Below are 14,536 nucleotides of genomic sequence, written 5' to 3' on the forward strand. Positions count from 1 at the left end.
CAGAGACGGCTGGCTAGACTGCCGTGTCAGCCGAAACACACCGGCATCTCGCACCCGCCACGTGCCTCACCCCCAGGATCTCGCTTGACTGCATTCCAACCCCGCCTCGTCGCCTTCGACCTCGACGACACGCTCGCGGCATCCAAGTCCCCGCTCGACCCCGCGATGGCACGCCGCCTCACCGCCCTGCTCGACGTCGTGCCGGTGTGCGTGATCTCCGGCGGACAGTTCGGGCAGTTCTCGGCACAGGTGATCGAGAAGCTGGCGGATGCCTCCCCCGCCGCCCTCGAACGCCTCCACCTGATGCCCACCTGCGGCACCCAGTACTTCCGCTTCGTCGAGGGCACATGGACGAAGATCTACGCGCAGGACCTCAGCGACGATGAGAAGCAACGCGCGCTGGATGCCGTCGAGTCCGAAGCCCGCAGGCTCGGCTACTGGGAGTCGGAGACCTGGGGCCCGATCCTCGAGGACCGCGGATCCCAGATCACGTTCTCCGCGCTCGGCCAATCCGCGCCAGTGTCGGCGAAATCCGCATGGGATCCATCCGGCGAGAAGAAGAACACGCTGCGGGCGGCCGTGCAGGAGCTGATCCCCGACCTCGAGGTGCGCTCCGGCGGGTCCACCTCCGTCGACATCACCCGGCGCGGAATCGACAAGGCGTACGGCATCGGACGGCTCTCCGAGCTGACCGGCATCCGCCTCACCGAGATGCTCTTCATCGGCGACCGACTCGACCCCGACGGCAACGACTACCCGGTGCTCGCGATGGGTGTTCCCACCCTCGCCGTGCGCGGGTGGGAACACACCATCGAGGTACTCGACGAACTCATTCCGTCACTGGCCACACCCGTCGAATAGCTGCCGAACTGCCCGAAGTCGGCAGGACGCCGACGGCGGCCTGCCCTGTTGCGAGGCGCGAGTCGGAGCGGGCCCGTGCCGACGCGAGACGCGAGCCGGCGAAGGGCCGTCCCGAGGCCAGCCGCAGGCCGCCCGCGACGCACGCCGCCCCGATCACACCGCCGACGATCGTGAAGCCCGTGACCAGGATCACGACCACCCCCGCGATCGCCAGCAGCGCCGCCGCGGATGCCGCACCCCGCCCGACCGAACGCGTCCGGTCGGCGGGAGCTGCTGGCGCGGTCTCCCATCGCGACGCCGCCGCGACAACCAGCGCCACAGCAGCGAACACGCAGGCCAGCCACAATGGGCGCGTCGCCCACCACTCGCCTGAGCGCAGAGCGGGCAGCTCCGTGCCGCCGACGATCCCGGCGCCGCTCGCCACGAGGACGAGCACGCCCGCAAGGAGCACGAGCACCAGCATGTGCCAGAGGTAGACGGTCATGGCCCTGGCGTTGACCCAGCCGGCGACGGCGTTCACGGGTCGCAGGGCGTGCATCCGTCGCAGGACAGGGGCGAACAGTCGGAAGAGAGCGAGCTGGCCGACACCGAGCAGGACCAGTGCTAAGCACGGCGGGTTGAGGTCGGAGAGCAAGTCGAAGGAGAACGCACCGAACGCACACAGGATCGCGAGACCTCCGTACGCTGCGAACGCTAGGGCGGCGAGGGCGGTGCGGGAGCGCGGCATCCGCTCCTCGGCGAGCCAGAAGCCGAGCTGCTGCACGAGCAGCCAGACGAACGCAAGGTTGAGGAAGCCGATCCCGTCGGTGCCCGTCGCCGATCGTACGATGTCGACGGCGGTGACGAGCGCGGCGAGGGTGCCGAGCGACGTCCACGATGCGCGGCGGTGCGCGGCGAGAGCCAGCGGCACGAGCGCGGTGGTCAGCGTGTAGACACCGAGGAACCAGAGCGGCTGGCTGAGGCGGAATCCGGCGACCGCAACGATGTCCGGAGGCGTTCCGAGCAGTGTGAGCACAGCCAGCACGAGCACGATTGCGGCGATGGCTGCTGCAGCCGGGCGCAGCAGGCGGCGCATCCGCAGAGCGACGTAGTCGGCCGCCGTCACCCCTCGTGCGTGCAGCGCCGTGAACTGGATGTGGGCGGAGAAGCCGCCGAGCACGAAGAACAGCGGCATGATCTGGGCGAACCAGGTGAACGGGGCGAAGCCGGCCCATCCCTCGAGGGCGTTCTCGAGCACGGGTCCGCCCGCGCCCATCGTCACACCGACCATGAGCGCATGCATCACCACGACCACGGTGAGGCACCACGCTCTCGCAAGGTCGACGGCCCCGTCGCGCGTCCGGCCGCGCGCAGAAGCGGGAGCGGATGCCTGGGTCGCCGGCCCAGCACCCGACGTCCGATTGTTCCTGGCGCGAGGCTGCAGGTCTCGCGGATCGGCCGGTTGGGCCGCGAGTGGGATGTCGACGGACACGATGCTCTCTCTTCCCGGTCGGCTCTGTGTGGCCGCCGGCATGAAGGTACGAAGCGGACGCATCGCGCCGCGTCACCGCACAGAGCCATTCCGCTCCCCTACCGAGGTAGGGGTCGCGCGACAGGGCAGTGGGTGGCGAGCGGAGACGGAAACGTGCACCGTCGCGAGCTGTCACGTGCCGACTCGGACGCGGTCACCTGCACGGTCGCGTGCAGTCACACCCGCACGGTCGGACACAATTGCCTGCACGGTCGGACGCGGAGTCGTACAGGGTTCGCACGACGAGTGGACACCGTGGCCGGCGTCAGGACGCGGGCTCCACCAGCCCCGTGTCGTACGCCAGGATGACCGCCTGCACGCGATCCCGCACGCCCACCTTCGTGAAGATGCGGCTCACGTGGGTCTTCACGGTCTGCTCGGCGATGAACAGCTCGGCCGCGATCTCCGAGTTGGAGTATCCGCGGCCGATGAGCACGAGGATCTCCCGCTCCCTCTCCGTCAGCGAGTTCAGCTGCACCGCCCGTCGCGGCGAGGCCGGGCGCTGCGTCGTGAATCTCTCGAGGAGTCGCCGCGTCACGCTCGGGGCGAGCAGGGCATCCCCGTCGGCGATGATCCGCACGGCGCGAACGAGCTCGTCGGGTGCCGCATCCTTGAGCAGGAACCCGCTGGCGCCCGCGGCGAGCGCGTCGTACACGTAGTCGTCGGCGTCGAACGTGGTGAGCACGAGCACACGCGGCACGTGCGGTTCCCCCCGACTCGGATTCACCAGCTCCCGCGTGGCGTCGATGCCGTTCAGGTTCGGCATGCGCACGTCCATCAGCACGACGTCCGGCCGAAGGGTGCGCGCCAGCGCGATGGCCTCGACGCCGTCGGACGCCTGACCCAGCACGCTGATGCCCTGCTGGGCGTCGAGGATGGCGGCGAATCCGGCGCGCACCATCGCCTGGTCGTCCACGACGAGCACGCTGATCGTCATTCCACGCCTTTCGTGTCAGCCGAATCGCCCGGTTCGTTCTGACCATTCAACGGGATGGCGGCGCGCACGACGAACCCGCTGTCATCCGTCGGGTGCGCCTCCAGCGTGCCGCCGAGCAGCGTGACCCGCTCGCGCATGCCGCGGATGCCGTTGCCGCCGGCATCCGCAGCGGGGGCGTCTCCCCCACCGTCCGCCGCCGGCCCGTTGCGGACCTGAACGAAGAGTCCGACGTCGCCGAGCTCGATCGTCACGAGTGTGTCCGCGCCCGTCGCGTGACGTGCCACGTTGCTCAGGGATTCCTGCACGACTCGGTAGAGCGTGAGCGAGACGACCGGGTCGAGCGCGGCGCGCTCGACATCCGTGAGCCGGTCGTCGAGTTCGATGCGCGAGCCGGAACGCACGGCAGCGGCGACCAAGCCGGGCACGTCGTCGGCCGTGGGCTGCGGGACGCCTTTGCCCGTGGCATCCTCGCTGCGCAGCACCGCGAGCAGTGCCCGCATCTCCCGCATCGAGGATCTGGCCAGACCGGCGATCTCATCGAACTCGGCAACAGCAGTCTCGGACAGCCCGGGAATCCGATACCGCGCGGAGGATGCCTGCACCTGGATCGCGCTCATGCCGTGCGCCACGACGTCGTGGAGCTCGCGAGCGAGCTCGGTGCGCTGCTCCACGGCCTCCCGACGAACGAGTTCCGCCGCCGACACCGCTCGTTCCCTCAGCAGCTGGGCTCGAACAGCCGACCACTTGCCGATGAGGAGACCGATCAGCCAGGCGCCGACGGCGATGGATGCGAAGACGATGAGGTCGGCCGTGGCGGCTCCCCTGACATCCGTCGTCATGGGACTCGCGATCGCGATGACCATTCCGCCGAGACCCGTGACGAGGAAAGCGATCAGGCCCACGAGCCACCGCGTTCGCGAGACGAGGAGCACGACCACCGCCAGAGCAATGATCGACGGGACCATGATCGGCCACGGACCGGACGGCGAAGTGACCAGCGCGAAGCCGAGCACGGCGACCACGACGAGAACCGCCGCGAGCGCAGGCCGCACCAGGCTGAGGACCATGGCACACGCTAGGCCAGCGGCGAGGATGAGGGCGAACACGACCGGGACGCCGAACGCCGCGGCCGGAAGCGCAGAACCGACGGCCAGGATGGCGACGGCGCCGAGAATGACGATCGTCCACAGGCCGATGCGTCCGAGATCCAGACGTTTCAAGTCGGGCCGGTTCCGATCGGGACGCGCGTGATCGGTGCGTGTTCGATCGGGCTGAGCCGGGTCGCCCTCCGGCTCGCGTCGCCTCTCCGCTTTCGTCATTCCACCCCGATGCACTCTGACTCGCGGCGCTCGGGATCCTGCAGGTCCGGCTTCGTGGAGCCTCGGGTCGCCGCGCGGCGGGCCGCGAGCCGCATGACCAGGTCGACCACCACGCCCGACACGATCCCCCCGACGATTCCGACGAGCATACCGAGCAAGGCGTTGCCGTGGAGCAGATGGCCGGCGAGCAGTCCGATCGCGACCGAGTACGTCGCCCACGTCACCCCGGCCACGATGGACAGCAGGAAGAACGTGCGGCGCCGGAATCCGGAGGCGCCCGCCACGAGGTTCACGGCGACTCGGCCGACGGGGACGTACCGCGCGCTCATCAGGAACACGGCCGGTCGCCGTGCGATGCCGCGGCCTGCGGACTCCAGGGCGGCGCGCATGCGGGGGCTGCGCATCCAGGCGAAGCGCTCCAGACCGACCGATCGACCGATCGTGAAGGTGAGGTTGTCGCCGATGATCGCACCCGCTGCGGCGCAAGCCACGACAAGCACGAGGTTCGGCTGACCGAGCGAGACGGCCGCCGCCGCCGATGCGATGACGAGCGACTCGCTCGGCACGGGCGGCAGGAAAGCGTCCACGAGCACGAACAGCGCGATCACGAACGGCACCCACGGCGTGGACACCACGCTCGCGATGAAGGCGTTGACGGTATCGATGATGGTCCCCCTCGTTCGACCCCTGCTTCGTGCACAGTCGGATGACCGTGCTTCTCCAGCCTGTCCGTCGCCCTTGTCTCACGCGTCACTCGCAGGTATCCGCGACCCCCTACCACGGTGTGATCTTCGTGACGGCGCTGGCATGGGTTCGTGGCTGGATACGCTGGTGCGATGGACGTCGAGGTACGAGACGGCATCGCCGAGCGGATGTCGCGGATGGCCCGCATCCCCACCGTCTCGGCGCACGTGGAGACGGCAGGCTCTGGTCCGTTCCACGACTTCGAGCAGCTGCTGGGCAAGCTCTATCCGCTCGTCCACGCGCGCCTGGAGCTCGAGAAGATCACGGAATTCGGCCTGCTGTTCCGCTGGCCGGGCCGCTCGACCGGATCTCCGGCCCTGCTCATGGCCCACTACGACGTCGTCCCGGTCGGCGACGAGAGCGCGTGGAGCCGGCCTCCGTTCGGCGGTGTCATCGAGGATGGCGTGGTCTGGGGCCGCGGCACGCTGGATGACAAGGGTGCCGTCTGCGTGCTGCTGGACGCGGTCGAAAACCTGCTCGCCGCCGACTTCACTCCGGCACGCGATCTGTATGTGTGGCTCGGCGGCAACGAGGAATCCCACGGAGCAGCGGCTCGGACTGCCGCCGCGGAGTTCCAGCGCCGGGGCATTCACCCATGGATCGTCATCGACGAGGGCGGCGCGGTCGTGGACGAGCCGCTGAAGGGCATCCGGCTGGATGCCGCCATGGTCGGCGTCTCCGAGAAGGGTCTCCTCACGATGACCCTGACGGCACGCTCGGACCCCGGCCACGCCTCGGCCCCACCGAAACTCACCGCCACCGACCGGATCGCCCGCGCCGCCTCACGCCTGCGAGCGCACCCCTTCCCCGCACGGATGCCGCGGGTCACGAGAGACATGTTCCGCCGCTTCGTCCCGGCGACACACGGCGCGATGAGCGTGGCGTTCCACATCGTCGTGGCGGTCCCGTGGCTCGGCGCGAGGATGCTCGCCGCGATGGGCGGCGAAGCCGCCGCGGTCGTGCGCACCACCGTCGCCGTCACCATGCTGGGCGGCGGAACGGCGGCGAACGTGCTGCCCGAGGAGGCGACGGCTGTGCTCAACGTGCGGATCGCGCCCGGCGAGACGGCGACGACCGCGATCCGCCGCGTGCGGCGCGTCATCCGCGACAGGGGCGTCACCGTGACGGCGCCGGAGCAGCACGATCCGTCCCCGATCTCCCCGGTCGACGGCGAGCAGTTCCGCCTGCTCTCCGCCGCGGTGTCGGATGCCTACGACGGCATCCCGAGCATCCCCTACATCCAGATGAGCGCCACCGACAGTCGCTACTTCCACGTCTTCAGCCCTGCGACGTACCGCTTCTCACCGCTGAAGATGACCGGTGCGCAGCGGGAGAGCATCCACGGAATCGACGAGCACGTCACGGTGGACGCCCTCGAGCGTGGCGAGCGGTTCTACCGGGCGCTCATCGAGGGGATGCCTGCGGCTAACTGACCGAGAGTCAGTTAGGCTACATCGTCACCCGAAGCGGCGAAGGAGCCCCATGTCGTCGGTCACGTCCACCACGCGCATCAGCATGCGCTCGATCACGGCCGTCATCGGCTTCCTCGCGTTCGTCGAGTTCACCTCCGGAATCATCCAGGGCTACTACACGCCGCTGTACCACGACATCGCACGCTTCCTCGGAGTCACCGACCCTGAGCTCAACTGGCTGGAGGCGGCCCAACTGGCGGCCTCGGCGATCGCCGTGCCCGCGTTCGCCAAGCTCGGCGACATGGTCGGCCACAGACGCATGCTGCTCATCTCGACGGCCATCACCGCATTGGCGACGATCACCGTTGCGTTCTCCGGCGTGTTCTGGCTGTTCCTGATCGCGTGGGCTGTGATGGGCTTTTACACGGTCTGGCTGCCGCTCGAGATCGCCATCGTGTTTTCGCGCAGCCAGGACCACGCGACCCCGTCGGCACTCACCCGCCGTGCGGCGGGCATCCTCGTCGGCGCGCTCGAGGTCGGCGCGATCGCCGGCGCCCTGACATCGGGAGCACTGGATGGCGCGTTGCCCGTTCAGGGCCTCCTCCTGATCCCGGCCATCGCCGTCGTCGTGTGCTTCTTCGTGGTGCTCTTCGGAATCAAGGAGTCCGCGGATGCCGTCGCCCGCCGCGCGATCCCGTCACGCTTCGACACCGGCGGCCTGGTACTCGTGGCCCTTGCCCTGCTCGGGCTGACGGGCGGACTCAGCCTGCTGCGTCTGAACGGTCCGGGATCCGTCTGGCCGTGGGTCGTCATCCTGCTGGGCGTCGCGCTGTTCATCCCGTTCTCGTTCTATGAGCTGCGTCATCGCGATCCGCTCGTCAACGTGCGGCTGTTCCGCTCGTCATCGCTCTGGCCGGTCTTCGTCACCGCCGGACTCTTCGGAGTCAGCGTGCTCGGCGCCCAGGTACCGCTCTCGACGTTCGCGCGAACGGATGTCGACAAGTACGGCTACGGCCTCGGAGCCTCGTCGGGGATGACGTCGATTCTCATCGGCATCTACCTCATCTCCCTGGTCGCCGGCGCGCTACTCCTTCCGGTCGTGACCCGCTGGATCCCGCCCCGCATCGCCCTGATCGGCGCGAGCCTCCTCGTCGCGATCGGATACCTGCTCTTCCTGCCGTTCCACGGGGACTATCTGCAGGTCGTGGTCAACATGCTGATCGCCGGCCTGGGATCCGGAGCGCTGGTTGCGGCGCTGCCCGCGGCGGCAGCGTCCGCAGCTCCGCTCGACCAAACAGGTGTGGCAACAGGGCTCACGAATTCGGTCAAGACGGTGGGCGGCGCCATCGCATCGGCGGTCTTCGGCATCGCGTTGGCGAACCCGTTGGCCTCGGCCACGGATACCGCCGGCACGCTCAGCGGGTACTACACGGTCTGGATCGTGTGCGGGCTGACTGCGGTCCTGTGCGCGGTGCTGCTGCTGTTCGTGCCGAGGCACGCGTTCGGGGACGGCGCTCGCGGCTAGAAGACCGCCCCAATCGGGCGACAGACCTGTGTACATAGCACTGTCTCCGTGCCGTTATCCTTGACTGGCCCCTCCCCAAGACGAGAATCGATCGGAACTGCCATGGCGAACACATTTGAGAACGACGTCGTTGTCATCGGTGGTGGCGGACACGTCGGTCTTCCCCTGGCGATCGCTCTCGCCGATCGTGGTTCGAAGACCGTCGTTTACGACATCAACCAGAAGACCGTTGAAACCATCCTTCAGGGAACTCTTCCCTTCAGCGAACCGGGCGCAGAGCCCGTGCTCCGCAAGGCGCTGGAGGCCGGCAGGCTGACCGCCTCGACCGATCCGAGCGTCGTTGCCTCGGCGCGGAACGTCGTGGTCGTCATCGGCACTCCGGTCGACGAGCACCTGAACCCCGACCCCAACGCCATCCCGAAGGCACTCCTCGGTTCGAGCGACTACTTCCGCGACGGCCAGCTTCTGATTCTGCGCAGCACCGTGTACCCCGGCGTGACCGCCCTCGTCGAGCGCACTATCGCCGACCTCGGACTCGACATCGAGGTGGCGTTCTGCCCGGAGCGGATCGCCGAGCACAAGGCGATGGAGGAGCTGTTCTCCCTCCCGCAGATCGTGTCGTCCCACTCCGACGAGGGCCGACGTCGTGCCGCGGAGCTCTTCTCGACTCTCACGGACGAGATCGTCGATCTCGAACCGGAAGAGGCCGAGCTGGCGAAGCTCTTCACGAACACCTGGCGCTACATCAAGTTCGCTGCGGCGAACCAGTTCTACATGATGGCCAACGACCGCGGACTCGACTTCGAACGCATCCGCCAGGGATTGACCCACAACTATCCCCGGGCCAAGGATATGCCTGGCGCCGGCTTCGCCGCTGGACCGTGCCTCTTCAAGGACACGATGCAGCTCGCGGCCTTCAGCGACAACAAGTTCGCGCTCGGTCACTCGGCGATGCTCGTCAATGAGGGCCTTCCGCTGTACGTCGTGACTCAGCTCGAGAAGGCCTACGACCTTCCCAACCTCACCGTCGGCATTCTCGGTATGGCGTTCAAGGCCGGATCCGACGACATCCGGTCCAGCCTGTCCTACAAGCTGCGCCGGGTGCTCAAATTCAAGGCGAAGGCTGTCATCGCCACCGACCCGTACGTGACCGAAGACACCGACGACACACTGCTGCCCCTCGATGCTGTGCTGCAGAAGGCCGACATCCTGGTGATCGCAACGCCGCACCCGGAGTACCGCGGACTCCGCACAGAGAAGCCCGTCGCCGACATCTGGAATCTTCTTGGCGACGGAGTCCGGGTGTGACGGAGACTGCCACACCGCGGGTCTCGATCGTCATCCCCGCGTACAACGAGGGAGATGCGATCCTTTCCGGCCTCGAGCGAATCGTCGAAGCCGTCTCTCTGGACTACGAACTGTTGGTGGTTGTCGACACGCCGGCAGACACCACTGTTGAGCACGTCAACCGCTTCCACGAGGAGCATCCTCGCGTCTCGATCGTGGTCAACGACTACGGCCGCGGACCCGCGAACGCCATCCGATACGGCATCGACCACGCTGCGGCGCAGACGACCGTCGTGACCATGGCGGACGGATGCGACGACCCGCGTCAGATCGACGATCTCGTCAGGCTCGTCGAGCGTGGAGTGGTCGTTGCCGCGGCGTCCCGCTACATGGCAGGCGGACAGCAAGTGGGGGGGCCTCGTCTGAAGTCCCTCCTCTCGCGCACCGCTGGCAAGTCGCTGCATTTCTGGTGCGGAATCGGTACCCGCGACGCGACGAACTCCTTCAAGGCGTACAACAGCGAATTCGTTCGAGACGTCGGCATCGATAGCCGTGACGGATTCGAAATCGGCCTCGAGCTGACGGCGAAGGCGAAGCGTCTTCGCCGTCCGGTCGCGGAGATCCCCACCATCTGGCTCGACCGCACCGTCGGCGAGTCGAATTTTCAACTCGGCAAGTGGATACCGAAGTACCTCCGTTGGTACCGCTTCGCCTACGGCCCCCAGCTCACACTCGACGAGTTGAAGGCCAAATCCAGGAACGTCGAAACAAAGGACAACAAGTAATGGCGAAAGTGCTGGTCACCGGCTCGAGCGGATTCATCGGCGGTTACATCGTCGAGGAGCTCCTCTCCAAGGGATACGAAGTCGTCGGAGTCGACAACTACTCCAAGTACGGCGAGGTGAAGAAGTCGTACGACGACAACCCCAACTACAAGCTGGTCGTCGGTGACGTGCAGGACACCGCCCTCATGACTGAGCTGCTCGGCGATGTAGACCACTTCATCGCCGGCGCAGCCCTCATCGGCGGCATCTCGTACTTCCACACGTACGCGTACGACCTCATCGCCCAGAACGAGCGCATCATCGCCTCGTCCGTGGACGCCGCAATCGCCGCCCGCAAGGCGACCGGCCGCCTTAAGAAGGTGACCTATATGTCCTCCTCGATGGTCTTCGAGTCCACGGATCGCTGGCCCAGCAAGGAGGGCGACGAGCGACTCGTTCCGCCGCCCCTCTCCTCCTACGGCTTCCAGAAGCTCGCTGTCGAGTACTTCGCGCGCGCCGCATGGGACCAGTACGAGCTGCCTTACACGATCCTGCGCCCGTTCAACTGCGTTGGAATCGGTGAGTCCCGTGCACTTGGCGACGTCGAGATCAACTCGGGCAACGTCAAGCTGGCGATGAGCCACGTGGTTCCCGACCTCGTGCAGAAGGTGCTCAAGGGTCAGGACCCGCTCCACATCCTCGGTAGCGGGGATCAGGTGCGCCACTACACGTATGGAGGCGATCTCGCCCGCGGAATCGTCCTGAGTCTCGACCACGAGGCCGCGTACAACAACGACTTCAACATCTCCACGGCCGAGGGCCACACGGTGATCGAACTCGCCGACGTGATCTGGCGCAAGATCAAGGGCGATGACGTTCCTCTCCGCTATGTCAGCGACCCCGGCTTCGAGCACGACGTGCAGAAGCGTGTCCCCGACGTGACCAAGGCGAAGGACGTTCTTGGCTTCGAGGCGACGACCACGCTGAGCGACATGCTCGACGAGGTCATCCCGTGGATCAAGAACGCCGTCGCCGAAGGCACGATCTAATAGACCGTCAGACCGCGCTCATGCGCGGCGTTCTCGGAGGCTCTCTATGAGTGTCATCGAAGCCGAGGCTTCGAAGCCCGCCCCCGCATCGCGAGGGCGGGCTTTCCTGAGGTGGTCGTTCGGCTACCGTGGCGTGCACTATCTGGTGCTCGTTGTTGCTGCGCTCTTCCTTCTGTTCGAATCACGCCGTCAATGGCTCTATTTCGATGACTGGTCGTTCGTCATCCCCTCCCACGCCGGCCTTCTCGAACCACATGTCGGCCACTGGAGCACGCTCCCGATGCTCCTGTTCCTTGGAATCAGGAACGTCTTCGGTCTGGACCACTTCCTTCCATTTGCGATTCCAGTCATTGCAGCGCAACTGGGAGTGGCAACCGTCACCTGGCGTGTGATGTTGCGAGTCGGGGTGGCACCGTGGATCGCCACGGCAGGAAGCGCCGTCATCTGTTTCATGGGTGCCGGAGACGAAAATATCCTCTGGGCATTCCAGGTCGGATTCATGGGCGCGATGGTCTTCGCGCTGCTGGCAATGCTGCTTCTCACCCGTCCTCGCTTCGGACCCTGGACCGGGATCGGCGTGATCGCCTGCTCGTTGGTTGCCCTCGCGAGTTCCGGTACCTCTTTGCCGATTCTTGCGGGCGCCGGGATCGTCGCGCTGGTCTATCGCGGGTGGCGTCAAACCATCGCGCTCTTCGTCCTGCCTCTCGTTGTATATGCGTCCTGGTACTTGCTCATGGCCAGGTCGGGCACCGGCATTAGACCTGCGTCTTTGGGTGAACTGATTTCCAGCGGCCCCGAATATGTCCTGAGCATGCTGGCCGGTGGCACCGGGATCCTTGTCGGCGTGGCTGCGGTTGGTGCCGTGATCTTCTGCGTGGTTATCGGCTGGGCAGTCATTCGACTGCCACGTGCACCAAAAGAGTGGACGATGGCGTACGCCTGCACAGTGGCCGCGGTTCTCTTCGCTTCTCTTACTGCATATTCTCGATTGACACTGGGCGTCGAGGCCGCAACATCCGGCCGCTATGTCTTCATGGCGATGAGCCTGTTCCTGCCTCTCGCGTTGCTGGCATTCACGATTCTCCACGAGCGTATGCATGCTCCGATTGGAGGGTTCGTCGCCATCGTGGTCGTCGTGGCACTCTTCAACGCCACACTCATCTTCCCGGCGCTACGTGAGCGGCAGATTCTCACCGATCAGACACGCACCGAGCTCTCTGCCGGCATCGCCATTATCGACGCGGGCGACCCATACGACCCAGACTCCCAGCCGTCGCCTACCCGCGCACCTGATGTGACCATGCGAGACCTCAAGGTGATGTCCGAGAAGGGTTGGCTGCACAACACGGGCTACACCGAAACCACGCTGCTTTCCGTAGAGACTCGAACGCTTGTCACGGTCAGCCCGAGTTCCGCGCCTGAATCTGACGAAGAGTGCCGAACTCTTCCGCCGGGCCTCAACCCCACGCCCATCCCCGCAGATGCACTGATATACGCCAAGTCCGACGTGGTTCTCACGATTGATGCTGTCGAGGGCAAGTCGACTGGGGCGAATCGTGCGCTAGACCTCAACTCCGGATGGACACATCTGTCATCTGCGGTCGATGGAACTCTCCGTGTGGTCGAGACCACCGAAAAGGTGGAGATCTGCGGGTGACGACCCAGACAGCAGATCCGGACGCAAGGGACAACGCAGACTCTCGACGGCCCTCCGCACTGGTAGGTCTAGTCGACCAGTTCACGTCGTCAGTCATTCGGGACAGCACGCTGTCGTGGCGGCGTTTCGTCTACTACAGCGTCCTGCTGGCGATTGGATCGGTCGTTGCATACCTTCGCTACCCGGCAACTTCACGAGCGAGAATGTGGTCCGAAGACGGCAATGTCTTTCTCGGACAAGCACTCCAGCATCCCCTCTCAGAGACACTCTTCACGCCATACGCTGGCTACGGCCATTTGGTACCGCGGCTCGTCGCATGGCTTGTGACACTCTTCCCCATTGGCTCTGCTCCTGCTGTCACCTCCGTGGTGATGGCGGTGGCGACGGGTTTGCTCGGCATTTCCGTCTTCTACCTCGCTGGTGCGCACTTGCGTGGGTCCGTGAGCAGACTGCTCCTTCTGTTGCTTGTCGTTGCGGCACCTTCCGCTGGACTGGAAGTCGCATTGAGTTCAGCCAATTTCCAGTGGTACCTGCTCATCGGCGGATTCATCGTCATCTTCACTCGACGAAGCGGCTGGCTGGGGGCAGCCGTTGGGTCCATCGTGCTCGTCGCAGCAGTCGGATCAAGCGTTTTCGCACTGGGCCTCTTCGTCCCATTGGCGTTGGCGCGAGCCATTATTCTTCGTCGTCGGTCCGACCAAGCGATCGCGATTGCCGGCGTGCTGGGCGGCTGCTTCCAAATGGCCGTAATGATCCATGGAACTCGACAACTCCCAAGCCCGCCCGGATTGTGGCCCGCAATCAATACCTACGTATCCAACGTGATGTTGAACGGTTGGATAGGTCCCGCGTGGACCCGAGCGCTGGAAGCGGCAGAGATCAACACCATCGCGGGCGTACTGTGCCTCGGAGCAACCTTTACGATCGCGTTCTTGCTTCGCCGCTGGTCCCTTCTGGCAATCGCCGCATTCGGGGTCGGTGCCGCCTATTTTGCGGCGGCCACGATTCTCACTGGCTACGCGTATGTTGCACCCGCGCAAATGATCGACGTCGGGGTCGGCAGCCGCTACTTCTTCTTCCCGATTGCCATGGTCACGATCGTCATCATCGTCGCCGTCGACAAGTTACTGGCAACTCGACGCGTTCTCCCGTTGATCGCTGCGCTCGCTCTCGTCGGCCTGATCATGACGACAGTCTTCATCAACTACCGAGCGTTCGACCCGAGAGCGAAGTACCTTGCCTATTTGCCGACATGGTCGAGCGAATTGACCGCGGCTCGGACTCTGTGCGCGGAGGATCCATCAGCGAAGCCTTACTTGGCCGGTTCGCCAAGAAGTCTCGTGTTCGACCGGCTTCAAGTTTCTTGCGACGTCGTTGAATGATCTCGTTCAACCGAGCTTGGTATTGTTCGTGACCAAATTCGTCGCCTCGATCCCATGCAAAGACGTTCCGTGAAGCACGTTGTCCGCAC

12 protein-coding genes are annotated in these 14,536 nt (G+C 65.7%); 8 read left to right on the top strand and 4 right to left on the bottom strand.

Annotated features, from left to right (window positions below):
* Positions 1 to 84 precede the first annotated feature (84 nt).
* Positions 85 to 861, top strand: a complete 777-nt coding sequence (locus ACX9R5_RS15835) for an HAD-IIB family hydrolase (protein WP_459410004.1) — start codon at positions 85 to 87, stop codon at positions 859 to 861.
* On the opposite strand, the gene ACX9R5_RS15840 is transcribed toward ACX9R5_RS15835, so the two are convergent.
* The 4 genes from ACX9R5_RS15840 to ACX9R5_RS15855 form a co-directional block, all read right to left on the bottom strand.
* Positions 830 to 2,332 (bottom strand): acyltransferase family protein, encoded by a 1,503-nt coding sequence (locus ACX9R5_RS15840; RefSeq protein ID WP_459410005.1) that lies wholly within the window; start codon positions 2,330 to 2,332, stop codon positions 830 to 832. The genes ACX9R5_RS15835 and ACX9R5_RS15840 overlap by 32 nt on opposite strands.
* 304 nt (positions 2,333 to 2,636) lie before the next feature.
* On the bottom strand, positions 2,637 to 3,308 hold the full coding sequence (locus ACX9R5_RS15845) for a response regulator (protein WP_459410006.1): 672 nt from the start codon (positions 3,306 to 3,308) through the stop codon (positions 2,637 to 2,639).
* Positions 3,305 to 4,528: a sensor histidine kinase gene (locus ACX9R5_RS15850; RefSeq protein ID WP_459410007.1), complete on the bottom strand. Its 1,224-nt coding sequence runs from the start codon at positions 4,526 to 4,528 to the stop codon at positions 3,305 to 3,307. Before ACX9R5_RS15850 ends, ACX9R5_RS15845 begins: the two co-directional genes overlap by 4 nt.
* Positions 4,529 to 4,623: 95 nt before the next feature.
* Positions 4,624 to 5,262, bottom strand: a complete 639-nt coding sequence (locus ACX9R5_RS15855) for a DedA family protein (protein ID WP_459410008.1) — start codon at positions 5,260 to 5,262, stop codon at positions 4,624 to 4,626.
* Between the two features lie 201 nt (positions 5,263 to 5,463).
* Here ACX9R5_RS15855 and ACX9R5_RS15860 point away from each other — a divergent pair, with 201 nt between their 5' ends.
* From ACX9R5_RS15860 to ACX9R5_RS15890, 7 genes are all read left to right on the top strand, one after another.
* Positions 5,464 to 6,804, top strand: a complete 1,341-nt coding sequence (locus ACX9R5_RS15860) for a M20/M25/M40 family metallo-hydrolase (RefSeq protein ID WP_459410009.1) — start codon at positions 5,464 to 5,466, stop codon at positions 6,802 to 6,804.
* 49 nt (positions 6,805 to 6,853) lie between these two features.
* Positions 6,854 to 8,308 (top strand): MFS transporter, encoded by a 1,455-nt coding sequence (locus tag ACX9R5_RS15865; protein ID WP_459410010.1) that lies wholly within the window; start codon positions 6,854 to 6,856, stop codon positions 8,306 to 8,308.
* A gap of 102 nt (positions 8,309 to 8,410) precedes the next feature.
* Positions 8,411 to 9,616, top strand: a complete 1,206-nt coding sequence (locus ACX9R5_RS15870; RefSeq protein WP_459410011.1) for a nucleotide sugar dehydrogenase — start codon at positions 8,411 to 8,413, stop codon at positions 9,614 to 9,616.
* Positions 9,613 to 10,380, top strand: a complete 768-nt coding sequence (locus ACX9R5_RS15875; protein WP_459410012.1) for a glycosyltransferase family 2 protein — start codon at positions 9,613 to 9,615, stop codon at positions 10,378 to 10,380. The genes ACX9R5_RS15870 and ACX9R5_RS15875 overlap by 4 nt, the downstream gene beginning before the upstream one ends.
* Positions 10,380 to 11,408 carry an NAD-dependent epimerase/dehydratase family protein gene (locus ACX9R5_RS15880; protein WP_459410013.1) on the top strand — a complete coding sequence of 343 codons (1,029 nt, stop codon included), beginning with the start codon at positions 10,380 to 10,382 and terminating at the stop codon, positions 11,406 to 11,408. Before ACX9R5_RS15875 ends, ACX9R5_RS15880 begins: the two co-directional genes overlap by 1 nt.
* 46 nt (positions 11,409 to 11,454) lie before the next feature.
* Positions 11,455 to 13,065, top strand: coding sequence for a hypothetical protein (locus ACX9R5_RS15885; protein ID WP_459410014.1), 1,611 nt, complete (start codon positions 11,455 to 11,457; stop codon positions 13,063 to 13,065).
* Positions 13,062 to 14,447 carry a hypothetical protein gene (locus ACX9R5_RS15890; RefSeq protein WP_459410015.1) on the top strand — a complete coding sequence of 462 codons (1,386 nt, stop codon included), beginning with the start codon at positions 13,062 to 13,064 and terminating at the stop codon, positions 14,445 to 14,447. Before ACX9R5_RS15885 ends, ACX9R5_RS15890 begins: the two co-directional genes overlap by 4 nt.
* Positions 14,448 to 14,536: the final 89 nt, after the last annotated feature.

This window comes from Rathayibacter sp. CAU 1779 (assembly GCF_054551755.1).